23 protein-coding genes are annotated in these 23,520 nt (G+C 50.3%); 14 read left to right on the top strand and 9 right to left on the bottom strand.

What is annotated here, in order from left to right; translation table 11 throughout:
• Positions 1–108: 108 nt before the first annotated feature.
• Positions 109–669 carry a retropepsin-like aspartic protease family protein gene (locus C0081_RS17190; RefSeq protein ID WP_101535080.1) on the top strand — a complete coding sequence of 187 codons (561 nt, stop codon included), beginning with the start codon at positions 109–111 and terminating at the stop codon, positions 667–669.
• 111 nt (positions 670–780) lie between these two features.
• On the opposite strand, the gene C0081_RS17185 is transcribed toward C0081_RS17190, so the two are convergent.
• Complete coding sequence (locus tag C0081_RS17185; RefSeq protein WP_101535079.1) at positions 781–1,395, bottom strand: HAD family hydrolase; 615 nt, start codon at positions 1,393–1,395, stop codon at positions 781–783.
• Positions 1,396–1,631: 236 nt separating this feature from the next.
• On the opposite strand from C0081_RS17185, the gene C0081_RS17180 reads away from it, so the two are divergent.
• The gene (locus C0081_RS17180) at positions 1,632–2,786 is read left to right on the top strand and encodes a phosphate/phosphite/phosphonate ABC transporter substrate-binding protein (protein WP_101535078.1); all 1,155 of its coding nucleotides are present in this window, start codon (positions 1,632–1,634) and stop codon (positions 2,784–2,786) included.
• Between the two features lie 61 nt (positions 2,787–2,847).
• On the opposite strand, the gene C0081_RS17175 is transcribed toward C0081_RS17180, so the two are convergent.
• From C0081_RS17175 to C0081_RS17165, 3 genes are all read right to left on the bottom strand, one after another.
• Positions 2,848–3,378, bottom strand: a complete 531-nt coding sequence (locus tag C0081_RS17175; protein WP_101535077.1) for a TadE/TadG family type IV pilus assembly protein — start codon at positions 3,376–3,378, stop codon at positions 2,848–2,850.
• A 63-nt stretch (positions 3,379–3,441) separates the two neighbouring features.
• Positions 3,442–3,912 carry a TadE/TadG family type IV pilus assembly protein gene (locus tag C0081_RS17170; protein WP_180966944.1) on the bottom strand — a complete coding sequence of 157 codons (471 nt, stop codon included), beginning with the start codon at positions 3,910–3,912 and terminating at the stop codon, positions 3,442–3,444.
• A gap of 409 nt (positions 3,913–4,321) precedes the next feature.
• The gene (locus C0081_RS17165; protein WP_101535075.1) at positions 4,322–4,801 is read right to left on the bottom strand and encodes a pilus assembly protein N-terminal domain-containing protein; all 480 of its coding nucleotides are present in this window, start codon (positions 4,799–4,801) and stop codon (positions 4,322–4,324) included.
• A gap of 565 nt (positions 4,802–5,366) precedes the next feature.
• Here C0081_RS17165 and C0081_RS17160 point away from each other — a divergent pair.
• From C0081_RS17160 to C0081_RS17120, 9 genes are all read left to right on the top strand, one after another.
• Positions 5,367–5,540 (top strand): Flp family type IVb pilin, encoded by a 174-nt coding sequence (locus tag C0081_RS17160; protein WP_101535074.1) that lies wholly within the window; start codon positions 5,367–5,369, stop codon positions 5,538–5,540.
• Positions 5,541–5,744: 204 nt separating this feature from the next.
• The gene (locus tag C0081_RS17155) at positions 5,745–6,266 is read left to right on the top strand and encodes an A24 family peptidase (protein ID WP_101535073.1); all 522 of its coding nucleotides are present in this window, start codon (positions 5,745–5,747) and stop codon (positions 6,264–6,266) included.
• Between the two features lie 265 nt (positions 6,267–6,531).
• Positions 6,532–7,311 (top strand): Flp pilus assembly protein CpaB, encoded by a 780-nt coding sequence (gene cpaB, locus C0081_RS17150; protein WP_101535072.1) that lies wholly within the window; start codon positions 6,532–6,534, stop codon positions 7,309–7,311.
• Complete coding sequence (locus C0081_RS17145; RefSeq protein WP_101535071.1) at positions 7,308–8,789, top strand: type II and III secretion system protein family protein; 1,482 nt, start codon at positions 7,308–7,310, stop codon at positions 8,787–8,789. Before cpaB ends, C0081_RS17145 begins: the two co-directional genes overlap by 4 nt.
• Before the next feature lie 10 nt (positions 8,790–8,799).
• The gene (locus C0081_RS17140; protein ID WP_180966943.1) at positions 8,800–9,543 is read left to right on the top strand and encodes a CpaD family pilus assembly protein; all 744 of its coding nucleotides are present in this window, start codon (positions 8,800–8,802) and stop codon (positions 9,541–9,543) included.
• Complete coding sequence (locus tag C0081_RS17135; protein WP_146006489.1) at positions 9,540–10,847, top strand: CpaE/TadZ family protein; 1,308 nt, start codon at positions 9,540–9,542, stop codon at positions 10,845–10,847. The genes C0081_RS17140 and C0081_RS17135 overlap by 4 nt, the downstream gene beginning before the upstream one ends.
• Positions 10,848–10,863: 16 nt before the next feature.
• The gene (locus tag C0081_RS17130; protein WP_101535261.1) at positions 10,864–12,306 is read left to right on the top strand and encodes a TadA family conjugal transfer-associated ATPase; all 1,443 of its coding nucleotides are present in this window, start codon (positions 10,864–10,866) and stop codon (positions 12,304–12,306) included.
• Between the two features lie 15 nt (positions 12,307–12,321).
• Positions 12,322–13,326: a type II secretion system F family protein gene (locus tag C0081_RS17125; RefSeq protein ID WP_101535069.1), complete on the top strand. Its 1,005-nt coding sequence runs from the start codon at positions 12,322–12,324 to the stop codon at positions 13,324–13,326.
• Positions 13,327–13,390: 64 nt separating this feature from the next.
• Positions 13,391–14,350, top strand: a complete 960-nt coding sequence (locus C0081_RS17120) for a type II secretion system F family protein (protein WP_101535068.1) — start codon at positions 13,391–13,393, stop codon at positions 14,348–14,350.
• 116 nt (positions 14,351–14,466) lie between these two features.
• On the opposite strand, the gene C0081_RS17115 is transcribed toward C0081_RS17120, so the two are convergent.
• Positions 14,467–15,261: a tetratricopeptide repeat protein gene (locus tag C0081_RS17115; protein ID WP_245417984.1), complete on the bottom strand. Its 795-nt coding sequence runs from the start codon at positions 15,259–15,261 to the stop codon at positions 14,467–14,469.
• Positions 15,262–15,568: 307 nt separating this feature from the next.
• Here C0081_RS17115 and C0081_RS17110 point away from each other — a divergent pair, with 307 nt between their 5' ends.
• From C0081_RS17110 to C0081_RS17100, 3 genes are all read left to right on the top strand, one after another.
• Entirely contained in the window at positions 15,569–16,954 is a 1,386-nt protein-coding gene (locus C0081_RS17110) for a leucyl aminopeptidase family protein (protein ID WP_101535066.1), read from the top strand.
• 197 nt (positions 16,955–17,151) lie between these two features.
• Positions 17,152–17,499 carry a MarR family transcriptional regulator gene (locus C0081_RS17105; protein ID WP_101535065.1) on the top strand — a complete coding sequence of 116 codons (348 nt, stop codon included), beginning with the start codon at positions 17,152–17,154 and terminating at the stop codon, positions 17,497–17,499.
• Positions 17,500–17,549: 50 nt separating this feature from the next.
• Complete coding sequence (locus tag C0081_RS17100; RefSeq protein ID WP_101535064.1) at positions 17,550–18,458, top strand: C40 family peptidase; 909 nt, start codon at positions 17,550–17,552, stop codon at positions 18,456–18,458.
• Positions 18,459–18,509: 51 nt separating this feature from the next.
• Here the strand turns inward: C0081_RS17100 and C0081_RS17095 are convergent, their stop codons facing one another.
• Genes C0081_RS17095 through C0081_RS17080 form a run of 4 tightly spaced genes read right to left on the bottom strand, consistent with a single transcriptional unit; the run spans position 18,510 to position 23,381 of the window.
• Entirely contained in the window at positions 18,510–19,451 is a 942-nt protein-coding gene (locus C0081_RS17095; protein WP_101535063.1) for a 2-hydroxyacid dehydrogenase, read from the bottom strand.
• A 21-nt stretch (positions 19,452–19,472) separates the two neighbouring features.
• Positions 19,473–21,116, bottom strand: coding sequence for an ABC transporter ATP-binding protein (locus C0081_RS17090; protein WP_101535062.1), 1,644 nt, complete (start codon positions 21,114–21,116; stop codon positions 19,473–19,475).
• A gap of 10 nt (positions 21,117–21,126) precedes the next feature.
• Positions 21,127–22,269 (bottom strand): ABC transporter permease, encoded by a 1,143-nt coding sequence (locus C0081_RS17085; RefSeq protein WP_101535061.1) that lies wholly within the window; start codon positions 22,267–22,269, stop codon positions 21,127–21,129.
• The gene (locus C0081_RS17080; RefSeq protein ID WP_101535060.1) at positions 22,269–23,381 is read right to left on the bottom strand and encodes a microcin C ABC transporter permease YejB; all 1,113 of its coding nucleotides are present in this window, start codon (positions 23,379–23,381) and stop codon (positions 22,269–22,271) included. The genes C0081_RS17085 and C0081_RS17080 overlap by 1 nt, the downstream gene beginning before the upstream one ends.
• Positions 23,382–23,520 lie beyond the last annotated feature (139 nt).

Raw genomic sequence — 23,520 nt, 5'->3', positions numbered from 1 at the left:
CTCGTTTACTTTAACGGCAGATAAAATACCCGGCCAGCAGGATTTTAACCGTGTGATGGCTTTCTGAATGGCAAACTGTATTTGTTATTCAGTTGGAGAGTCTGCTTCATGATGCGCCTGTTGATTTTGGCCGTGTTCGCCATTGGTGTTTTTTCTCAAATTCCCGGTTTGGCGTCTGTTTGGCTGCAAGAAAACGGGTATATGGAGACCAAAGCCAACGAGAAAACGGCATATTCTGGGCATGCAAGGCGCTCTGGCCGATCAGAAGAGCCCGAGCAGGGCACTTGGTCTGCCCAATCGGGTCGGGCCATTCTCAAATCCAATAAAAATGGCCATTATTTCACCAAAGCCTTTTTGAACGGCAAACCCATTCGAGTGGTTATCGATACCGGCGCCACTTATGTGGCTCTGAGCTATGAAGACGCAAGGCGCATCGGTGTCATGCCCCAAAAATCTGATTTCAAATACGCCATGAGCACAGCCAACGGCCGCGTTTATTATGCGGGTGCCAAAATTCGCTCTGTGCGGATAGGCCAAGCCGAGGAGCGTGATATCGAAGTCCGCATAGCTCCCAAAGGGGCTTTGAACATAACGCTCATGGGGATGAGCTTCCTTCGCAAGCTCAAGACATTTAAAGTGGAGAATGGCAAGTTGCTTCTGGAAAGTTAGGTCCAGGAGCAAACTGGTGCATTGAAACAGAGACAGACGCAAAGATTGAGGCTGGGAAAGTCAAAGGCGTTCCGCATTTAGAACGCCTTAGAAGACGGCGATATCGAAGCGTTAGATTGCAAATCCGAGACGTTGCAAATCTTTAGACAGCGCATAAGGGCTTTTGAAGTGATGCGCATGCATGCCGACACTGCGCGCTGCTTCAACATTTTTCGGACTATCGTCAATGAACAGGCAGTCACCGGCCTGCAAGTTATTGCGCTCCAACAGGACATGAAAAATAGCAGGGTCCGGCTTGATTAGCTTTTCGTCGCCCGAGATCACAATATCGGTAAATTGTTTGAGCGTCGGGAACCGTGCCTGACATTCTGCAAAAGTGTCAGATGCAAAATTTGTGATGGCATAAAGCGGCACACCCATCTCTTGCAATCTTTCTTTGATCAGCACCGTACCACCAAAAACCCCGGGCACCATATCGTGCCAACGCGCGCGGAAAGCGCGGATTTCGGGCTCATATTCGGGATGGTCTGCAATCAGCAACGCTTCAGCTTGAGCCCAATCGCGGCCGCGATCCTGTTCCTCATTCCACTGCATCAAGTTGGTTTTGGCAATGAAGGCCTCTGTGGCGGCTTGGTTTGGGAACAAAGATTCATACAAATAATGCACGTTCCATCGGATGAGGACGTTGCCGATATCGAACACCACGATTGTCGGATTGTTGCTCATGCTAGCACCATCAATTCCAGTAAGCCGTCTTAGAACGGCAATATTTAAAAATGCATTCGCCCCAAAAAACCCGCAAAGATATGCTTTTGGGGAATGAACACGTCCAAGACAAAAACTCGATGCCTTTCCCGCAAATAGTGGCATACGGTCAAGGCATTGATTGATCCTGTCGACGTAACACCGCAAAATGACCAATATATGATTCGACACACTCTAGGTGGGAGAGCGCACGTTTGATGCTCTATAAATTGTTTAACTTGTCGATACAGTCAATGTCTGTGCGCCCTGCGCTTCTGCTTTTTGTTGTATTGGCAAGCAGCTTTGTTTTTGATACATCGTTCGTCGTTGCGCAAAATGAGGTGGAGCGCAGTGTGCTTCGTACTCTGACTGTGGATTCCAATAGTTTAACCGACGCGATCGACAATCCCGTATCACCAATGCGCGATGAGGGCTTAGAGCAAAGTCAGCCTCTGCCGCAGACGGCAGATCAAAGCAGAGCGGATGGTGTTTCAGATCTGACAGGGTCTGGCAATAGCATTGAACTGCTGGATCATAAACCACCCTTTCGGATCGGCTTGATGGCAGAGCGCGGAACGGCTTACCTTCAAACACGAATTGAACCCTTTCGATCCTACTTGCAGGACAGTTTGTCCCGTCCTGTAGAGATCGTGGCTTTTAAGAGCATGGTTAGTCTGATGGCCGCACATACTGCGAAACAGGTGGACTATGCCGTTTATCCTGCCAGTGTCTTTGCAATGGCGCAGGCGTCGTGTGGCTGTCTTTTGCCTCTCGTTGCACCCGTATCCTTACAAGCACCAGATGGCATTTATATGGTGCTGGTTGTTCGTGGGGATAGTGGCATAAAAAGCCTAGCGGATATGACGGGCCGGTCTGTGGCCCTGTCTTCGAAAAATGGCGCAATGCCCTTCTATATGGCTTTGAACGAGCTGCGCAAGTCTGGCCTTGATGCTGATAGAGATTTGTCATCCGTGGTTAGTCAGGAAAACCCACAAGAAGCGTTGGTTCTGTTGGAAAAAGGTGAGGTTGACGCTGCGCTGGTTTGGTCTTCGACCCAATATAATCAGTCGTTATTCACCAGCCAAGGAGCTCTTTCTGCCTATCAGAATGCTAAAAAGGGCAACCGTAAGTCCGCTCCCGCAGAGCCCGATTTTCTGTCTATCTGGAGTTCGCCAGCCATTCCAGCGGGGCCCCATGCCGTGCATAACGATGTGTCAAAACAGGACCGTGCCGATTTGGTTAAGGCACTTGTTACTATGAACAAACGAGACCCCGACGCCTATGACGCTATAGAACGACATTACGGCGCTGGGTTCAAACCGGTGACGATGGAAAACTATGTGCCCCTGATCGATATTGCGACAGCCAAGTGACCAACCGGCAGGGGCCTTTGACTGAGCGGTTCATGTGCTTTGGGCTATATATTCGAAAGCGTTATTTTTCCTCGACCGAGGAACTGAGCCGAGGGGACATAATCGCTGTATTGCGCATCGTAATCGTGCCGATGACGCTCTCACCAAATATCGGTTGATAATCCACTTCGGCCGCTGACATGACATAAAATCTATTTGCAAGCACCAGAGCTGAGGGCAATGAACTGTCGTCAAGATCAATGTCTCCATAAGTCCATATCGTTGACACCCTTCTATTTGCATCAACTCTAACGCCAATAACACCCAAACGCGTTTCAAAATTTTCATAGGGATGCATGATCTCGTTAGTCATGAAGGCCATGCTGTCATAGGCTGTTTGATCAATCGTCGCCGCTTGCGCGGTCAAGTCCGCCAAAACAGTCGCTGCCTGATTTACTTTTCGTTTCACCATGAGGGCATCGGTTACCTCCCATACCCCAGGTAAAAGGATGGCGATGACACCCATGACAACTGTGAACTCAACAAAAGCAACGCCTTTTTCGTCTTTTTTGAACGCCGCCAGACTGGATCGGATTTTGGCGAGTATGGACATTCTGAACTCCTGAGATTGCATCAACTGCTGCAAATTGCACCCAAACCGCATGCGACGATCAGCTTAGAATGGTTCGCTTCTGAACACCGTTGCGCTCGAAACAGTGTATGTATTTGTGTTTGTTGCTCCCATCAAACCGAAGAGATCGCTCAAGGTGCCTAAGGACAGATAGGCCTTGACCATGACATAGTCGCTGCTGTCCCCTGGGTCGTATGTCGAAGTACTGCCATCCAGTTTTCCATCTTTGTAGGGAGGAGCCGTTTGCAGGTCCTCAATCGTCGGGGCGCTGTCGACGTCAATTACCAGATTGGCGACACAATATTCGTCGGAGAGTGAGACATAGGAACAGATCTTGTCTTTGAATTGATCTCTTGTCGTACCTGCCGTGGCAACCTTGCCGACGCGAATGTGTCGTCCAGCTTCACGCACACCCTGTTCAAGTGTTGCTGAGGCTAAGAACATGTAGCCAGCCATCCCCACAAACCCTAAGCATCCCACGAAGACTGGGCCGATTAAAGCAAACTCGACGGCCATTGCACCATTTGTATCTTGCCTGAAAAACTGTCGAAGCGAGGCTCTCGCACGTTGGGATATGTTTGCAATTGGTTGCGGAATGCTAAAAAAAGGTATTGTCATTTGTCATTCCCTATGGCCCCAAATGGTAGAGTGTGTCGCAAATTTAAAGTTTGCAGCTAAATCTCCCATATGACAAAGCTCTCTAGACAGAATCTGGCTCACATCTTGTCCGCAGATTGACAGAAAAGCGTTTAAGAAAGATTGGGAAGTTTGGTTAACAAACGGCCGACGCCGGTCATTGAAGGCGTGTATCTGGCAGCTATTAGGCCAAGAGCTCAGAGCCGCATATATATAAAGACTCTATGAGGCTGCAGAAAATACATATCCCGCAGGCCGATTTCAAGAAAACACCAAGCAAACGAGGCTATTATTCATCGAAGTTGGACTCTACTTTCTCGCCCTTGGACATTTCGCCATGAGTGGTGATTTGAGAGCCAAGCGTTTTCATTGCGTCTATATCATCACCAATGCGATAAACAGGCTCACAATCGGGGGAACAATTCAGCGTAGTGCGGTTGGCTCCTTTGTAGACTACGACATGATTGTTGTGCGCAGAAGACACGTTCAACACTTCATCGGCAATAGGTTCACCTGCTGCATCGAGTACAATGAGATTGGTTGAGCCATATTGCTTGCCGGTAATGATAAGAGTTTGGCTGTCCTTGATGGTCGCATCCGCAATGGCGGGGTTGCCGATAATAATCATCGCAGCAGGGCGCGAGACCCGCATGACCTTTGCACGATCGACCTTGACTTCAATCATGGGATAGGTTTGGGCAATGGCAATGGGAGCGCCGAGCATGGAACTGGCCAGAATGACCGCAGAAACAGCTGATGCGAAATTCATTATTCATCTCCGTCAGACCAAATTCCCCCGGAAAGAAATATCCACGGTAATAAAAGCCGATCATAAAAAATCTTCTAAATGGCTACTTCCGGATCATTCCGGGCACTTCTCGGATCACTCTCAAAATCAAAAGCTCTCTTAGAATGGAAAAAAATGGTGAAAGAAGCCTTAAAGGCGGGGCTGAGACAGATTTAATGAGCTTAAAAATCGAGCGGGTATAATAGATCTTCTCCGTTATCTCGAAAAAATATAAGTATTAAGCCTCAATAAATATAATATTAATTAATTATAATATTGATGTGGGAGTGAAATACGTAATATAAATATATTATTAAACATTTTTTACGTAGTAATTATTATGTATATTGGTTGATGTAAGGGAGTAAATTCTTAACCATGACTTCATTAGATATGGTTTGAATACAATTTCACCTATCGATTTAACCAGTTGGAAAGAGATTTCGGATAAAACTGTATTTATTCGAGGGGCGCATCTAAAACGCGAAAAACAAAAGCCTCCGGATGGAAGAGCTGTCAAATTGTGGAAATTCTAGGAGTCTTAAAAATGAAAAATTTCGTTCTCTTTATGAATGACGAATCTGGTGCAACTGCTATTGAATATGCATTGCTTGCTGGTTTGATAGGCGTCGGGATCGTATCCGCCGCAAGTGCCCTTAAAGGCAACATTACATCTCTGTTCGCCGAAATTGGTGTGGAACTTGATAAAGCTATCCCATAACCCATACTGGTCAGTCCGAAAGGGTACCAGTGTATCATGAATTGGGGGGGCTGCCATTTTGGCGGCCTTCCTTTTTTAATTGGAAGAATTTAATTAGTTTTTTCAATGATTTGATAAGAATTACCCGGCAATATTAAACTCACATTCAACAAGCGGAATTGCATCAATTTGCTGTTTCGGAATTCTGGGAAGGAAGATCGTGTGATGGATACCCTATTTGCTTGGGCCTTACTGCTGTTTGCCCCGCTGGTCTTTGCCTATGCAGGAAGTTCCGATCTGTTTAGCATGCGTATATCAAACCGTTTGGCATTGATTTTCCTTTTGCCCTTCCCCCTATTTGCCTATGGCATTGGCTTGACTTGGCTTGAGGGACTTAGCCACTTAGGCGTAGGACTTGTTACGTTGGCGGTCTATTATTTTTTCTGGGCGCGTGGATGGATTGGTGGGGGAGATGCCAAATTTGCTGCCGTGGCTGTCATTTGGATGGGGCCAGAGCTTAGTTTGTTGTTTTTTGCCCTTTCATCTATCTATGGCGCTCTGATGGCAGTCTTCTTTATGTCTTTCCGCGCGAACATGCTGCCAGTGTTTATTATGAAAATGGATTGGGCTTGGCGTTTGCATAGTGTAAAACGCATACCTTACGGCGTGGCGCTGTCTATTGCGGGATTGCAGCTATATGCTGCCTCGGACTGGATGCAGACGGGAATACAGCTGGCCCTTTCCTAGCGTCGACCAAGGCTCCAAAAGTCCATCATCTTTAGCCTCTGATCAAGCGCCCGTCTTTCAGACTGGGCGCTTTTTGTATTGTTTGTTCTGAGAAGTGCGACTGCTTTGTCTTTCTGTAAACACCTCTGTTGCCCCAAATTGCAATCTTAATATGAAATTAAGCCAACGCGCTTACCTGTCGTTAACCATAGTGATGGACACTGGCGACGGAGCACCCGTGTGTTCACTTATTGCCTTAGCTTGGATTGTATTGGGAACCAAGGACATGAAAGTAGCGCGTATTGCCGTAATTGCCATTGCCTTGATCGCGGGTTTGATTGCCCTCGTTCTTGCTCGATCCCTTGGAAATGGGAAAGACGAGGCAGGGCCAGTTGAAACGGCTCTGGATGTACCGCCACAGATGGAACTGGTGGAAGTGCTGACCGCAGCTTCCTATGTTTCCTTGGGTACCAGCTTCACCGCTGATTTGTTCGCTTGGCAAAAATGGCCTGCTGACGGTACAAGCCCGGGCTACATTGTGCGCGGTGATAGACCCGATGCGGACAGTGAATTGGTCGGCGCTGTCGCGCGAGGTTCTTTCATGCCAGGCGAGCCCATCAACGAAGGAAAAATCGCTATCGCGGGCAAAGGGTTGATGTCTTCCATTTTGCCCAAAGGTTTCCGCGCGGTGGCGACCCGCATTTCGCCAGAAACGAGTGCCGGTGGATTTGTTCTTCCCAAAGATCGGGTTGACGTCATGCTAACTCAAGAAAGTGACAAGGGTGTCTCTTCAGAGACCATCCTTACAAATATTCGTGTATTGGCGATTGACCAAAGCGTTGAGGACAAAGACGGCGTCAAAGTCGTTGTTGGTGAGACCGCAACGTTAGAACTGACACCAAGCCAAAGCGAAATTCTGGTGACAGCCCAGCAGCAAGGCAATCTTTCTTTGGCCTTGCGTTCACTCGAGGACGCTGAGGGCGACGAGGTGGTTGACGAGTCAACAAGCGGCACCATCGTCATGGTGCGCTCTGGCCAGATGAGCAAGAGGACGGTGAAACGATGAGCAATTATCCGGATTTCAGTATGATAGGAAAAGCCACACTGCTCCAAATCGCTAACAAATGGGCATTGATTTTGATGCGCACGCCACTTGCTGCTGCTTTACTAATTGCTTTGGTGATAGCGCCGAGTGTCATGGTGACCACGAATCAAGCTCAGGCAGCCTCTACGGTTCGTCTCAAAGCAGCCAGTGCGCATGGCCGCAACATCACAGTAGGTCTTAACAAATCCATTGTTATTGAAACGCCGCGTGACGTACGTGATGTGCTGGTGTCCAGCCCAACCACGGCAGATGCCGTGGTGCGCAGTGCCCGTAGGGTTTACATTATCGGTATGAAAATCGGACAGGCAAATGTTGTTCTGTTTGATGGAAGCGGCAATCAAATTGCAAGCTTCGAGGTCAATGTCACACATGATAGTGGCGCACTTACCGCGCTTCTGCGCCGCATGATACCCGGTAGCAATATCCAAGTGGAAGGTGTTGGCGATGGCATCGCCTTGTCTGGTGGTGTGCGCAATCCGGCGGATGCTGAAAAAGCAATGGATCTTGCTGCGAGTTACGTTGGTGATCGCAAAAAAGTCAGCAATTACATTGCAGTGACTGCCCGTGAACAAGTCCAGTTGCGGGTTACAATAGCCGAGGTTGAGCGCACTGTGCTCAAGCAGATGGGGATCAATCTGACCGGAACCCTTAGTCAGGGTGTGGTGAGCTTAAGCGGCGCGATCGATAACCCATTCTCGGCAACATTGCAAAGCTTGTCCAGTACGGCCCTTACAGGTACATTCGGCTCAAGCACTTCTAATGTCGGAGCAACACTGAAGGCAATGGAGCGCGATGGATTGGTGCGCACTCTGGCAGAGCCCAACCTTACAGCCATTTCTGGCGAAAAAGCTGAGTTCTTGGCAGGTGGTGAATTTCCGGTACCCATCGGTTACGAAGACGGCAAAGTTTCAATCGAGTTCAAACCATTCGGTGTATCTCTGGCTTTTCGGCCAATCGTGATATCTGAAAACCGCATCAGTTTGCAGATTAAAAATGAAGTCTCTGAAATTTCTTCGGACACCACGATTACGGCAGGCAGCGGTGATAGCTCTATCACCATACCCGGCTTGCGCGTACGTCGGTCATCAACCACGGTTGAGCTTCCATCAGGTGGCACAATGGCGATGGCGGGTTTGTTGCGCGATGAAGTTCGCAAAAGTATTGATGGCTTCCCGTTCCTTAAAGACCTGCCCATTCTGGGGCAGCTGTTCCGCTCGCTCGATTACAAACGCAGTCAAACGGAACTGGTGATCTTTGTTACCCCCTATATTGTTGCGCCTGTGGCGCGCAGCCAAACCGCATTGCCAGTCAAGAATGTTGCACCGGTATCGGATATGAATGCGATTTTTCTGGGCCAGTTGACCCGCCGATATGACATGTCCGGTGGACCGCGGCGCGGTGTCAAATATCACGGCCGTTTTGGCTACAGTTATGAGTGAGGGCTGGGCAATGTTTAACCTAGGTGAGACCATTCCAATGCGCTACATAGCACCGCGCTCTGAACGATCAAAAGGCATTCTACGATATGCGGCCATGGCCAGCTGTGCGTTGTTGCTGGTCGCGTGCGATTCCAAAAGGGAGATCACCGGGTCCGTTAGTGACGATTATCGTCTGCGCCATCCGATTACCCTTCAACAATCGGCAAGAACCATCGATATCCCTGTCGGCATTCACAGTCAGAGCCTGACCCCATCGTCAAGATCGGCCATTTCGGGGCTCGCTCGTGAGTTTTTACAAGAACAGGCCGCTGCAATCCAGGTGATGGTACCAGCGGGTGCCGAAAATGAATCCAGTGCAGGCTATATGGCGAAGGAAATCCGTGTTGAACTTATGCGCAATGGTGTCAGGGCAGGGCAAATCGAGTTGATCTCCTACTCTGCTCCACAGGCAACCGGTGCTCCTATTCGTCTCGCATATCCTCGGATTCAGGCAAAAACATTGCCATGTGGTACGCACCCGCAGGATATGGGGCAAACGCTACAGAATCTCAGCCATTTTGATTTTGGCTGTACGACACAACAAAATTTGGCCGTGGCGGTTGCTAACCCACAGGACTTGATTCAGCCTAGAGGCTGGGATCCACGCGATTCCACCCGCCGAAGCACTGTCAATGGAAAATACCGCAATGGGGAGCCAACATGGTCTGAAGATCTGGGCAGCAGCGCTGGATCAAGCTCAGAGGTCTTGAAATGAGTGAACAAGCATTGCCTAATACTGGTTTTGAAGCGGATGCTGATTTGCAAGCCTTTGAACAGGAGTTTACAGGCGCAGGCCATGACGACCTGTCCGAAATCAGGCCTTTGCCGCGTGTTTCCATGCATGCATTTTGTGAATCTCCTCAAATTCTGTCGACCATTGAAGCTGTTGCGGCAGATCGCCGAATGGCACGCGTTCATGTTAAGGCTGTTTCCGGTGGCATTCAGGCTGCGACCGAGTTTTTCTCGGAAGCCCCAACCCCGAACCTCGTGCTGCTGGAAGCCAATCAGGACTATGAAGAGCTGGTTCAGGATCTTGATCGTCTTGCCGAAGTTTGTGATGTGGGCACCAAGGTCATTCTGATCGGCCATATCAATGATATCCAGATGTACCGTGATCTGACCCGTCGTGGCGTGTCGGAATATATAGTGGCACCTGTCGGTCAGATTGAACTGATTCAGGCCTTAAGTGACCTGTTTACCAGCCCAGCTAATGACCCGCTTGGAAAATCCATTGCCTTCATTGGTGCTAAGGGCGGCGTGGGGTCTTCCACCATGGCCCACAATATTGGGTGGTCAATTTCAACGCGCCAACAGCAAGATGTGATTATTTCCGACTTTGATGTGGCCTTTGGGACGTCTGGACTGGATTTTAATGAAGACCCGCCACAGACCATTGCTGATGCCATCAAGGCAGCAGACCGGCTAGATGATCAATTTCTTGAGCGCTTGTTGACCAAATGCAGTGAACGTCTGAGTCTTTTGACGGCTCCTGCGGTGCTTGAGAATACGTGTGACTATGATGGCGAATTCTTTACCCATCTGATGGAGCTACTGCAAAATAGTGCACCTTACACGGTTATGGACCTGCCTCATATCTGGAGTGGGTGGAACAAAGGTCTGTTGCTTGGTGCAGATGAGATCGTAATCACGGCTGTGCCGGATCTGGCCAACTTACGCAACGTGAAAAACATGCTCGATCTGATCAATCAGGAACGACATGGTGACCGCCCGCCGCGCCTGATTATCAACCAGACTGGGATGCAAAAGCGTCCGGAAATCAAACCAAAGGATTTTGCGGCGGCGCTTGACCGTGATGACTTTATTGAAATTCCTTTTGATGCGGCAACTTTCGGGTTGGCTGCAAACAACGGCCAGATGATCAGCGAATTGAGCTCGGGCAGTAAAGTGGCAGAACTTTTTGATAACTTGGCCAAGGATGTTACAGGGCGATCAGAAGCGCCCAAGGTTAGCAAATCCCTGTTTGCGCCATTGTTAGGAAAACTTAAAAAGTCCAAATAAGGCTTGGTGATTGAATATGTTCGGAAAACGTGGAACAGAAAGCGCACGCAAGGTTGCTCCGGCCCCAAAGCCTGCTGCCTCCAAGCCTGAGCCAAAGAAAGACGAAGACGCCTATACGCAGGCAGTGGAAACCAACTATCAGCAGATAGAGGACACGTCTGCGAGTGGACGGTCTGAACAGTATTTTGACATCAAAACGTCGGTATTTGGCGCCCTGATTGATACCATCGATTTGGGCCAAATGGCGCGTCTGGATGCGGAAACAGCCCGTGAAGAAATCCGCGACATCGTCTCGGAAATCATTGCCCTTAAAAATATCGTGTTGTCCATTGCCGAGCAGGAAGAACTGCTGGACGATATTTGCAACGACGTGTTGGGCTACGGGCCGCTTGAGCCTTTGCTGGCTCGTGACGACATTGCTGATATCATGGTCAATGGGGCGGAAAAAACCTATATCGAAACCTCGGGAAAAGTCTATTTGACCAATGTTCGGTTCCGTGACAATGGCCAACTGATGAATATATGTCAGCGCATCGTGTCGCAAGTCGGCCGTCGAGTGGATGAATCAAGCCCGATCTGTGACGCGCGCCTTCCCGATGGATCTCGTGTAAACGTCATTGCGCCGCCGCTGGCCATTGATGGCCCCACACTGACCATTCGTAAATTTAGAAAAGACAAACTGACGCTGGATCAATTGGTACGGTTCGGCACGATTTCGCCCGAAGGGGCCCAGATCCTTAAAATTATTGGCAAGGTCCGCTGCAATATCGTTATCTCCGGTGGTACAGGCTCTGGTAAAACAACCTTGCTAAACTGTATGACCAACTATATCGAGAATGACGAGCGTATTGTTACCTGTGAGGATGCTGCGGAGCTCCAGCTTCAGCAGCCTCATGTCGTGCGCCTGGAAACCCGCCCGCCCAACCTTGAGGGCGAAGGCCAGATCACCATGACAGACCTCGTTAAGAACTGTCTGCGTATGCGCCCCGAACGAATTATCGTAGGTGAGGTGCGTGGTTTTGAAGCTTTCGACTTGTTGCAAGCGATGAATACGGGCCATGACGGGTCAATGGGCACGCTGCACGCCAACTCTCCCAGAGAGGCATTGTCGCGTCTGGAAGCCATGATCACAATGGGTGGATTTGGTTTGCCCGCACGGACGATCCGCGAAATGATTGTCGGATCTGTGGATGTGATCATTCAGGCTTCTCGCTTGCGCGATGGGTCGCGTCGCATCACCCACATCACCGAAGTCACGGGCATGGAAGGGGATGTTATTACCACTCAGGATCTATTCCTCTATGAAATCAAAGGTGAAGATGCGAATGGCAAAATCGTTGGCGTTCATAAATCAACGGGTATTGGACGCCCCGCATTTTGGGAGCGCGCACGCTATTACAATGAAGAATCCAACCTTGCAATGGCCCTCGATGCGGCCACTGAGCGTGATGCAGTTTGATGGTTAGGAGCGATTATGAGCCTCATAAGTAGTGATCTGATTTTCACCATCGCGCTGTTCGTGTTGGTGGTTTTCTCGGTTGTGGGGATTGCTTGGGGCCTTTTCTATCCCAAACTTTCCAAAAATCACAGTCGAAATCAGCGTATGGAAACGATCTCGCTCAGTCGCGTTAAAATCGCCGATAAACGCGTTAATGCAGCAAGTGCGGACCGCCGTAAAGATATCGAAACCAATCTCAAAAAGCTGGAAGAAGATCAGAAACAGGGCAAGAAAAAGCGTGCTACTCTCAAATCGCGTCTGACACAGGCAGGACTTGAAATCACTCCCAAACAATTCTGGTTGTATAGTGTGATATCCGGTGTTGTTTGTTATTTTGTCGCTCTGATAGGCGGTATGTCAATGCTGGTGGCGGCAGGAATCGGCTTTGTTGGCGTGATTGGTTTGCCCAATTTTTGGCTTTCTCGCAAACGCAAAAAGCGCCTGAGTAAATTTGTGGCCGAGTTTCCGGGTGCGGTGGACATCATCGTGCGCGGTATCAAGACCGGGTTGCCATTGGGTGATTGTTTTGGCATTGCGGCCAGTGAGGCAGGAGAACCGGTTCGCTCCGAGTTTAAGAGGTTAGTGGATGAACAGGCGATGGGTTTGCCATTGTCTGCAGTGGTTCCGCGTTTGCATGACCGCGTGCCAATATCTGAGACCAATTTTTTCGCCATTGTGATCGCAATCCAAGCACAGGCAGGCGGTAGCTTGTCGGAGACTTTAGGCAACCTGTCCAAAGTGCTACGCGCCCGTGCACAGATGAAAGAGAAAATTCAGGCGATGTCCATGGAGGCAAAAGCTTCGGCTGCTATCATCGCTGCCATGCCCTTTATCATCGCTTTGATGACCTATCTGACTGCGCCTGAATATATCATGGTAATGTTTAACAGTACGATAGGTCATATTGTGCTCGCGGCAACTCTTTGCTGGATGGCACTGGGTGTCATAATGATGCGTGGCATGATCAATTTCGATATTTAGCCGGCTATCGTGCGGTGCCATAGAGCAATGCATTGTTTAATGAATAAGAGTGTGAGTAAGGAAAATGTCAGGATTCGATATTCAGGATGTTTTTGCGCTGGTGACCGCTATCGCCGTTGTGGCATCCATTCTAGCCGCAGCGATGCCTTTATTGGCAAACGACAAGCTGGCTGAGCGGATGAAGACTGTCGCTACCGAACGTGAAACGATCAGAAAGCGCGAACGCGCTGCTTTGGCAAACAGTCAGCAGGGCGGGCGCGCCTCGTTGCGCCAGGCACAAAAGCCGTTCATCATGAAGATTGTCGATAAGTTCAATATGCGCGACGCCTTTGCCGACAAGCAGAGCAGAACCAAACTCAAGCAGGCTGGCTTCCGATCTGAGAACCACTTGATGACCTTCACATTTGCGCGGATCGTGGGTCCTATAGCAGGCCTCGCTTTAGCTATGTTTTATATCTTTGTGGTGATCCAGCCTGACTATCCGACAATGGTTAAAGTGTTTCTATCACTTCTGTTTGCCTATGCCTGTTATTATGCGCCGATACTTTATATTCAGAACTTGATCAGCAAAAGGCAGGCTTCAATAACCAAAGCATGGCCCGATGCACTTGATTTGCTGTTGATTTGTGTTGAGTCAGGTATGACAGCTGAAACTGGTTTTCAAAAAGTAGCCTCAGAAATCGGCACGTCAAGCGTTGAACTAGCAGAGGAATTGACATTGCTGACTGCCGAATTGTCCTACCTTCAGGATCGCAAAATCGCTTATGAAAATATGACAATGCGCACCGGCCTTGAAGGCGTGAGAGCGGTTATGACTGCAATGATTCAAGCTGAACGCTATGGAACGCCTCTTGGAGATGCAATTCGTGTCATGTCTGAAGAAAACCGTGCAATGCGCATGAACGCAGCCGAGAAAAAGGCCGCAGCTTTGCCGCCAAAACTGACTGTTCCGATGATCCTGTTTTTCCTGCCGTCAATCTTTGTTGTCGTGTTGGGACCGGCTGCTATATCATTCTGGGGTTAAAGGGAATACTTGATCGAGGCATCCATTAATTGAAAACTGTGTGGCATCCGAAAATACCATTAAAAAAGGGACCACACTCGGTCCCTTTTTTCGGATCCAATTGGATGCCATGCTTCTTAGCCCTGTTTTTTGATCTGCTTCCAATTGCCGCGCTCTTTCATCATGGCCTTGAGATAGGCAATGTTGGCGGCGGCCTGTTGTGGCGACAGTTCATTGCTCGCAATTGCTTCTGCTTCAGCAAAACGTCCCTGCAGGCCCAACACCAGAGCCAAATTTTGTCGCACGCGACTGTCTGCATTAGGATGCTTGGCCGCTTCTCCCAAATAGCCTTCAGCGGAAGTCAAATCACCCTCGAGCAAATAGGAAAGGCCATAATTACTCAAGACACTGGGCGCGCCAGGTGATTGCAAGAGAGCCTTGTCATAAAAAGCACGGGCCTTGTCAAAATTCCCCATTTGGTCATGAATGGCGCCCATCGCCGATTCCAGCCGCCAATCCGGGGTGGTTGGTGTTTGTGCTTTTTCCAATACGCTTAAAGCCTGTTGAAAGCGCCCAACCGTCGCAAGAGCCTTGCCATAGGCTGCCAAAATGATCTTGTCGGTGGAATTCCGTGCTGCGAGTTTTTCCAGAACAGCCAGCGACTGTTCGTGGCGACCAGACAGGCGCAAGGAATGGCCATAATTGAGTGCGGCCTTAGCGTCAGAAGGACTGCTTTTGTAACGTTTCTCCCAATAAACAACAGATTCCTGCAAAGCTTGCTCTGAGGCGTAGCCGTTACCTTGATGGGACGAGGATGAAACGCTCTTTTTGTTTGAAGAACAGCCAGCAATGGCGACAACGAGTGCAACGGATGCTGCGAGCATCGTTTTTCGCATCAGTGGGCGCTGCATAGAATGAACTTGGGCTTTCATGGATTGAACCTCGCACGACTAAAGCGCTGACCGCCATCTCCGGTGAGAAAGGCGGCATCTGGCTATCTGTTCTCTATAGCAATAAAGAATTAACCCTAATGCTTGGTTAATCCGTGCAATTTGCATGAGTGCAACATGCTTCCAGAATCATGTTTGTTGTTATTGCCCGCATGTGTCGGCGTTTGAGGCATTTGCAGCGCGCATGCTTTACACTAATCTTTTGCCTAACAATAAAATTGATTCTGGGCGATATTCTCCACTCGCCAAGAACCGTTCGAACTTCCCGAATACGGGAAAAAGGGACCCAATGTCTGAATACGCAAATTCCACTCCAATCTATTTTGTCCAAGCAGGTCACGGCAGCCTTGCACCCAAGGCTCTAACAGCAGCCAGCACTCAATGGGTTGAAACCACCGGCTTTAGCGGCAAGGAGGGCGAGATTTGCCTGATTCCCGGCATGGATGGTGATTTGCAGGCGGTGCTATTCGGTTTGGGCGAAAAGGATAAGGTATCTCGTTCGCCGTTTTTGTCGGGCCTCTTGCCAATTCAACTGCCATCTGGACGGTATCATTTCGCATCTGTGGAGCCGTTTGAAGATGATCCTCAGGCTTTGTTTCTCGCCACCCTTGCATGGTACTTGGGCGCCTATCGTTTTGACCGCTACAAGGAATATGCAAAACAAATTCCAGAACTGGATTGGCCTGAAGGGGTTGATCGTGATGAAGTGCTTTTGCAGGCAAAGGGCAGCAATCTCGCCCGAGATTTGATCAATATTCCCGCCAATGACATGGGCCCGGATGAACTGGAAGCCGTGACCAGTGGTCTGGTTGACACGCATGGAGCCAGCCTCACGGTTACCAAAGGCAACAAGTTGCTTGAGAGCAATTTTCCTATGATTCATGCGGTAGGCAAGGGATCCAACAGAGAACCACGATTGCTTGATTTTGTCTGGGGCTCAGAAAGTGATCCCAAAGTGACGTTGGTGGGAAAAGGCGTCTGCTTTGACACCGGCGGGCTTGATCTCAAACCAGCCGCTGCCATGGGCTTGATGAAAAAAGACATGGGCGGTGCAGCTTGCGTTTTGGGTCTTGCGTCCATGATCATGACCGCCAAACTGCCTGTTCGTTTGCGGGTGCTTATCCCTGCGGTTGAAAACTCCGTTTCCGCCGATTCCTTCCGCCCTGGTGATGTGCTGCAAAGCCACAAGGGATTGACCGTTGAGATTGGCAATACAGATGCCGAAGGACGGCTCGTTCTGGCTGATGCCTTGGCATTGGGCGATGAGGAAGCACCGGAATTGATGATTGATATGGCGACCCTGACTGGAGCGGCCCGTGTTGCTCTTGGCCCCGATCTACCACCGTTCTACAGCGATGATAAAGCTCTGGTGACCGATTTGGCCGAGCAGGGACAAACGCAGTGGGATCCGTTGTGGAATATGCCTTTGTGGAATGCCTATGATGCCGATCTTTCCTCGGACATCGCAGATGTGAATCACATTTCGTCAGGCGGTTTCGCCGGTTCCATCACCGCAGCTTTGTTCTTGCGCCGGTTTGTAGCAAAGACAAAAAGCTGGGCGCATTTTGACGTTTATGGCTGGGCACCCAAGGCGCAAGCCGGTCGACCAAAGGGTGGAGAAGCGCAGGCTATTCGCGCAATATATGGCTACCTTAGCCAGCGCTATACGAAATAGCCTGCTAGGCTGCTGGGCATAAAAACCCCTTATTACGCATATTCTTGGGGGATCGGGTGGTATGTCCGATCCCTTTGGCTTGATTGCTCGGACAAATTGGCGTTAATTAGAACGGGACCGAAACAGTCTCCAAACGCTTCTATGGTCAAGCGTCCGTTAAACCAGTGAAGTCTGGACGTCAGTCACGAGAGTAAGCCATGTCAATGAACATAGGCGCAAATCAGGCGCTGAAATTATGGCACGATGTAACCCACGATCTGGTGCTTGAACAAGACAGCGATCTATCCGCTCGCCAAATGACCGTGTTGCTGACTGTATATATGGAAATGCCCCCTCACACTGTACGTGGTTTGGCCGCCAAGCTGGGGGTCACCAAGCCTGCCATCACCCGTGCCCTCGATACCTTGGGGCGGATGGGCCTTCTCACCCGCCGCCGAGATGACATCGATAAGCGAAATGTTATCATTCTACGTACCGTCAAAGGCGCGCTTTACATCGAACGACTGGGGCATAAGATCGTACAAACCACACGGTTGCTTTCGTAACAATTCCGCCCACAACCGTCTCAAGCCCAACCGCCTGACAGGACGTCTTTATGCTGAATCCATCTCTGAATGCCTATCGCCCCGATCTTGCTGATAAACGCCTGCAAGGTCAGGTTGAGGCAGAGCGCTTTGTTGAAGCTTATATTATGCGGGTCAAGGTTCCTGTGGCGCCGCTGCTTTCTACTCCCGATGGGGCTGGCATGCTTGATAGCCAAGCGTTGTTGGGGGATGTCGTAAAGGTTTTTGAACAAACTGATGCGGGATGGTGCTGGGTGCAGTTGGATAAAGACGGTTATGTCGGCTATATGCCAACCAACATGTTGGGGCCTTTTTCCGGTGAAATCAGTGAAGGTGTCGTTGCGGGCGATCCAACCCATCGTGTCAGCGCCGTGCGCACATTTCTCTATCCCGGACCGGACCTGAAATTCCCCGCCACCACATTTCTCTCGCTCGGTGCTGGCCTGATGCTCGGAGGAGAAGTGGAAACCCGCGGCACCCATTATCGTCAGGTTCTGAATCTGCCGAACCCAACCGATAAACCCACATGGGTAGTCGCCCAACACCTGCGCCAAGCAAGCGATTATGCTGCCGACTATGTCTCTGTCGCGGAAAGCCTGATTGGCACGCCCTATCTGTGGGGCGGCAAAAGTTCCCTCGGGATTGATTGCTCCGGATTGCTACAGCTGGCTTGCGAAATGGCGAATATTTCCATGTTGCGTGATGCATCCATGCAGGAACAACAAGCCGGTGTCGCACTTGATATCTCACGGGGGCTACCCGAGTTGGTGCGTGGAGATTTGCTATTCTGGCCCGGCCATGTCGGCATCATGACCGATAGTGAAACCCTGCTACACGCCAACGGCTACCACATGGCCGTCGCTGCAGAATCTCTTACTGTTGCTCTGGATCGCATCGCCGCCAATGAATTTGGTGCCCTGAGAACCATCAGAAGGCTCTAGACAATCTGGTGCTTAAGCCAAATGGTTTTGCTATGATCAATGGGCATTCACTCAATAGCCCCGCGACACATCCACCACGCTTTCCATTGCTTTTCCTGCTTCAAATAGGCGGATTTGGCGGGCGAGGTAGGAGGTGGTGGCGCGCGGCGAGCTGGAAGCTGAATTGTGTGGTGTGATGATCACATTGGGCAGAGACCATAGCGGACTGTCGGCGGGTAGAGGTTCTTGTTCAAATACATCCAGCGACGCACCCGTAAGTATTCCGGTTTGAATGGCTGTTACAATGTCTGCGGCGACTTGCGATTTGCCCCGACCGGCATTGATCACCACAGGTCCGCCAAGCGGGCCGCTTGACGCCAGTTTACGGAATAAGTCCAGATTAAGAAGGCCATCGGTCTCCGGTGTGTGTGGCAACAGTGACACCAGAATATCTGTCCGTTCCAGAATGGCATCAAGCCCGTCAGTGCCGTGATGGGTGGAAAGACCCTCAATAGCTTTGGGTGAACGGCTCCAGCCAGCCACGTTGTAACCCATCACTCGCAGTTTGCGAACCGCATCCATGCCCAATATACCCAACCCCAGCACGCTGACGCGCACCTCGCTGGCCGCCACGTCATCATGTGGAACCCAATTTTTTTCGGTCTGAGCCCTCAAATTGTGTAAGGTCCGGCGGTGATGCAACAAGCACTGCAACACCACATACTCGCTCATGCGGGTGGTCAAATCTGGATCAATCACCCGCACAACAGGTACATTGGGCAGGGCGTTATCGGCAAGCAGAAAGTCAACGCCTGCCCCTAGAGAACAAATCACTTTAAGGTTTGTCAGGCTTTGCAAAAAACCGGCATCGGGTTTCCAGACAAAAGCATAGTCGATTTCGGAAGGATTGCCCAAGTTATGTGGACCGCGGACCTCGGCTTGCGGCAGTTCATCACGAATGCACAGTGCCCAAATCTCATGATCCCAATCTTTAGCAAACAGAGCGATTTTCATAGGTGTGCCTCTTAAAGAAAATTAGTCCGCCACGATGCCTTCAGGTGCAGCTTCCATTCTGAGGGCTGCAGCCATCAAAGCCTTGGTATAATCGGTTTTTGGCGCGTCAAAAATCTGTTCGACATCACCTTCTTCCACCACCTTGCCCTGACGCATTACCAACACGCGGTTGGACAAGGCGCGCACGACTTTCAAGTCATGGCTGATGAAGAGGTAGGTCAGCCCATGCCGCGCCTGAAGATCGCGCAATAGGTCGACCACTTGGCTCTGAACAGACATATCCAGCGCGCTGGTTGGTTCGTCCAGCATCACAAAGGTCGGTTCCAGCACCATCGCTCGAGCAATGGATATGCGCTGACGCTGACCTCCGGAAAACTCATGCGGATACCGATGCCGGCTGTTTGGGTCGATGCCGACTTCTTTCAGTACGGCCACCACTTTGGCGTCTCGTTCCTTGCTACTCAGGTCGGGCGCATGAATGGCCAGACCTTCATCAACGATTTGAGAAATCGACATGCGCGGAGACAACGAACCGAAAGGGTCCTGAAACACGATTTGCATCTCGCCGCGCTTGTCACGCATGGAACGGTTGTCGAGGCCGTCAAGATTGGCGCCTTGAAAGACTATGGGCCCCTCGGACGAAATCATCCGCAGCAGGGCCAGACCCAAGGTGGTTTTACCCGAACCGGATTCCCCTACGACACCAAGGGTTTCTCCCGAGCGGATGGAGAGCGAGATACCATCCACGGCTTTGATATGCCCAATGGTTTTGCGCATAAAGCCGTGCTTGATTGGGAACCAGACTTTCAAATCATCAGTTGTAAGCAAAACGGGGGCATCATGGGGCACGGGATGGGCCTTGCCGCTTGGCTCGGAGGACAACAGATGTTTGGTATAGGCGTGGGTCGGGTTGGCAAAAATCTGTGCTGTTGGCCCTTGTTCGACGATTTTTCCTTCCGTCATCACACAGACCCTGTCGGCCAGTTTTTCAACGATACCCAGATCATGGGTGATGAACAAAAGGGCCATGCCGTGGGATTTTTGAAGGTTGCGCAACAGTTCCAGAATCTGGGCCTGTACAGTCACATCCAGCGCCGTTGTGGGTTCGTCCGCAATCAAAACCTCCGGTTCATTGGCCAGAGCCATTGCGATCATCACCCGTTGGCGCTGCCCACCCGATAGCTGATGGGGGTAACTTTTAAGCCGTTCTTCTGGATCGCGAATCCCCACGTCGTTGAGTAAATCGAGCACACGTGCACGTGCTTGCTTGTCACTCATGCCATGGTGGATCGACAACACTTCGCCGACCTGCTGTTCTACTGTATGCAACGGATTGAGCGAAGACATCGGCTCTTGAAAGATCATCGAAATGCGATTGCCGCGCACCGAGCGAAGGCTCTTGTCATCAGCACTAAGCAGGTCTTTTCCGTCAAACCAGATTTCACCCGATGGATGGCTGGCGGCAGGGTAGGGCAACAGCTTCAGGATCGACAAGGCTGACACAGACTTACCAGAGCCGGACTCCCCGACCAGGGCCAACGTCTCACCCTTTTTCAAGGAGAAGGAAATCCGGTCTACGGCGAGCTTTTCCTCGCCGTCCTGAAGGAAGGCAACGGACAGGTCTTTGACGTCAATGAGCGGATTGGAAGAGGGGATCTCAGTCATCATCTCGCTCCTATTGGAAGTTTTTACGCGGATCAAACGCATCGCGCACCGCTTCGCCGATGAAAATTAATAAGCTCAGCATGATCGAAATGGACAAAAAGCCGGTAATCCCGAGCCAAGGCGCTTCTAGATTCTTTTTGCCCTGAGCCAGCAATTCCCCTAAGGAAGGCGACCCCGGCGGTAGGCCAAACCCCAGAAAATCCAGAGATGTTAGCGTGGTGATCGAGCCATTGAGAATGAACGGCATAAAGGTCAGGGTTGCCACCATTGCGTTGGGCAACAGATGTCGCATCATGATGGTTTTGTTGGACACACCCAGTGCGCGGGCCGCCGAAACATATTCAAAGTTGCGGGCACGCAGGAATTCTGCCCGCACAACCCCCACCAGAGCCACCCAAGAGAACAGCAGCAAGATGCTGAGCAGAATCCAGAAACTCGGTGTGATAATGGCCGCGATGATCAACAACAGATAAAGCTGAGGGACCGAGGTCCAGATCTCAATGAAGCGTTGGAAGATCAGGTCGGTCATGCCGCCGAAATAGCCTTGAATGGCTCCGGCGGCTACGCCTATTACGGACGAGAACAGAGTGAGAGCAAGGCCAAAGAGCACCGATAGGCGAAAACCATAAATCAATCGTGCCATGACGTCGCGTCCCTGATCGTCGGTGCCAATCCAGTTCCAGTTTCCGACGCTGCAGTTGGAATCATTGACCCCGTTTTCAAACGGCGCGCAGCGAACCTCCTTGTCCAACATCCAGCTCGGAGGAGCGGGAGCTGGTGTCGGCAAATCGAGATTGACGGTCTTGTAGCTGTAGCGCACAGGGGCCCAGACAATCCAGCCATTGGCCGTGATTTCGTCCTCGATAAAGGGGTCGCGATAGTCTGTTTTAGGCAGAAATCCACCAAATTTAGACTCTGGATAGTCAACAAAAAGCGGCGACAGAATCTCGCCCTTATAAGAAAGGACCAAAGGCTTGTCATTGGCGATCAGTTCAGCAAACAAGGTCACAAAAAACAGGACAAGAAACAACCAAAGCGAAACATAACCGCGCTTATTGGCTCGAAAATTTTTCAATCGGCGCTGATTAAGCGGCGAAAGGCGTTCGGCAAAACTGGACTTTTGGGGAGGCATAGAAGTTCCGGTTTCCATCATCAAACCTCTCGACTTTCAAAATCGATGCGGGGATCAATCAGCATATAGGTGACATCCGAAACCAGACTGATCAGCAATCCCATCAGTGAGAAGATATAGAGGGTGGCAAACACGACCGAATAGTCCCGATTGATCACACTTTCAAAGGACAATAACCCCAAGCCATCGAGGGAGAAGATGGTCTCAATCAACAGAGATCCCCCAAAGAAAGCACCGATAAACGCACCGGGAAACCCGGCGATGATGATCAACATCGCATTACGGAAAACATGTCCATACAGCACCTGTCGTTCGGTCAGGCCTTTGGCGCGGGCGGTTACCACATATTGCTTGCGGATTTCATCGAGAAATGAGTTTTTGGTCAGAAGCGTCGTGGTGGCAAAAGCAGCAAGCGACATCGCGGTCAAAGGCAAAGCCAGATGCCAGAAATAATCGAGAATTTTTTCAGGCCACGATAGCGCGTCGAAATTGTCCGAGACCAAACCGCGCAACGGGAACCAGTCAAAGAATGACCCACCGGCAAATAGAACCACCAGCAAAACCGCAAACAAAAAGCCCGGTATGGCATAGCCGATAATGACCACAGCAGAGGTCCATATATCAAAGCGAGAGCCATCACTGACCGCTTTGCGGATGCCAAGAGGAATTGAGATTAAATAGGAAATCAACGTCATCCAGAGCCCCAGCGAAATGGACACCGGCATTTTTTCAAGGATCAATTCCAGCACACCAATATCGCGGAAATAACTGTCGCCAAAATCAAACTTTGCATAGCTTACAATCATATTGCCAAAGCGTTCCAGCGGTGGTTTATCAAAGCCGAATTGTTTTTCCAAATCCTTGATAAAGTCAGGATCCAGCCCTTGCGCACCACGATATTTTGAACCGATATCACCCGCGTCACCGCCCGATTGGCCTGCGCCAGAGCCGGAAAAATCGCTACCGCCACCCGAAATACGTTCGGTTGCAGAAACATCGGTACCGGTGACTTGCGCGATAATGCGCTCGACAGGGCCGCCGGGGGCAAATTGGATAACCGCAAAATTGATTGCCATAATTCCGATCAATGTCGGAATTATTAGCAAGAGACGTCGCAAAATATAAGCGCCCATTCTCTCTCCATCTCATTAGCCAGCGTTGGGTTGACTAGATCGGTTGCTCTTTAAAATTCACACAATGCGCAATTCTGCACATAGGCACATAATACTTCATTAACCATAAATCAGAATTTGGTTACTGAAATACTTCGGC

This window comes from Cohaesibacter celericrescens, assembly GCF_002866925.1.
GTDB classification, from domain to species: Bacteria; Pseudomonadota; Alphaproteobacteria; order Rhizobiales; family Cohaesibacteraceae; genus Cohaesibacter; species Cohaesibacter celericrescens.
The sequence above is the reverse complement of the archived record's forward strand: the minus strand, read 5'-3'. Positions and strand labels throughout refer to the sequence as shown.

Coding starts and splice junctions, on each gene's coding strand:
- C0081_RS17190 (WP_101535080.1), top strand. CDS start 109: ATGATGCGCCTGTTGATTTTGGCCGTGTTCGCCATTGGTGTTTTTTCT.
- C0081_RS17185 (WP_101535079.1), bottom strand. CDS start 1,395: ATGAGCAACAATCCGACAATCGTGGTGTTCGATATCGGCAACGTCCTC.
- C0081_RS17180 (WP_101535078.1), top strand. CDS start 1,632: ATGCTCTATAAATTGTTTAACTTGTCGATACAGTCAATGTCTGTGCGC.
- C0081_RS17175 (WP_101535077.1), bottom strand. CDS start 3,378: ATGTCCATACTCGCCAAAATCCGATCCAGTCTGGCGGCGTTCAAAAAA.
- C0081_RS17170 (WP_180966944.1), bottom strand. CDS start 3,912: ATGGCCGTCGAGTTTGCTTTAATCGGCCCAGTCTTCGTGGGATGCTTA.
- C0081_RS17165 (WP_101535075.1), bottom strand. CDS start 4,801: ATGAATTTCGCATCAGCTGTTTCTGCGGTCATTCTGGCCAGTTCCATG.
- C0081_RS17160 (WP_101535074.1), top strand. CDS start 5,367: ATGAAAAATTTCGTTCTCTTTATGAATGACGAATCTGGTGCAACTGCT.
- C0081_RS17155 (WP_101535073.1), top strand. CDS start 5,745: ATGGATACCCTATTTGCTTGGGCCTTACTGCTGTTTGCCCCGCTGGTC.
- cpaB (WP_101535072.1), top strand. CDS start 6,532: ATGAAAGTAGCGCGTATTGCCGTAATTGCCATTGCCTTGATCGCGGGT.
- C0081_RS17145 (WP_101535071.1), top strand. CDS start 7,308: ATGAGCAATTATCCGGATTTCAGTATGATAGGAAAAGCCACACTGCTC.
- C0081_RS17140 (WP_180966943.1), top strand. CDS start 8,800: ATGTTTAACCTAGGTGAGACCATTCCAATGCGCTACATAGCACCGCGC.
- C0081_RS17135 (WP_146006489.1), top strand. CDS start 9,540: ATGAGTGAACAAGCATTGCCTAATACTGGTTTTGAAGCGGATGCTGAT.
- C0081_RS17130 (WP_101535261.1), top strand. CDS start 10,864: ATGTTCGGAAAACGTGGAACAGAAAGCGCACGCAAGGTTGCTCCGGCC.
- C0081_RS17125 (WP_101535069.1), top strand. CDS start 12,322: ATGAGCCTCATAAGTAGTGATCTGATTTTCACCATCGCGCTGTTCGTG.
- C0081_RS17120 (WP_101535068.1), top strand. CDS start 13,391: ATGTCAGGATTCGATATTCAGGATGTTTTTGCGCTGGTGACCGCTATC.
- C0081_RS17115 (WP_245417984.1), bottom strand. CDS start 15,261: ATGAAAGCCCAAGTTCATTCTATGCAGCGCCCACTGATGCGAAAAACG.
- C0081_RS17110 (WP_101535066.1), top strand. CDS start 15,569: ATGTCTGAATACGCAAATTCCACTCCAATCTATTTTGTCCAAGCAGGT.
- C0081_RS17105 (WP_101535065.1), top strand. CDS start 17,152: ATGTCAATGAACATAGGCGCAAATCAGGCGCTGAAATTATGGCACGAT.
- C0081_RS17100 (WP_101535064.1), top strand. CDS start 17,550: ATGCTGAATCCATCTCTGAATGCCTATCGCCCCGATCTTGCTGATAAA.
- C0081_RS17095 (WP_101535063.1), bottom strand. CDS start 19,451: ATGAAAATCGCTCTGTTTGCTAAAGATTGGGATCATGAGATTTGGGCA.
- C0081_RS17090 (WP_101535062.1), bottom strand. CDS start 21,116: ATGACTGAGATCCCCTCTTCCAATCCGCTCATTGACGTCAAAGACCTG.
- C0081_RS17085 (WP_101535061.1), bottom strand. CDS start 22,269: ATGATGGAAACCGGAACTTCTATGCCTCCCCAAAAGTCCAGTTTTGCC.
- C0081_RS17080 (WP_101535060.1), bottom strand. CDS start 23,381: ATGGGCGCTTATATTTTGCGACGTCTCTTGCTAATAATTCCGACATTG.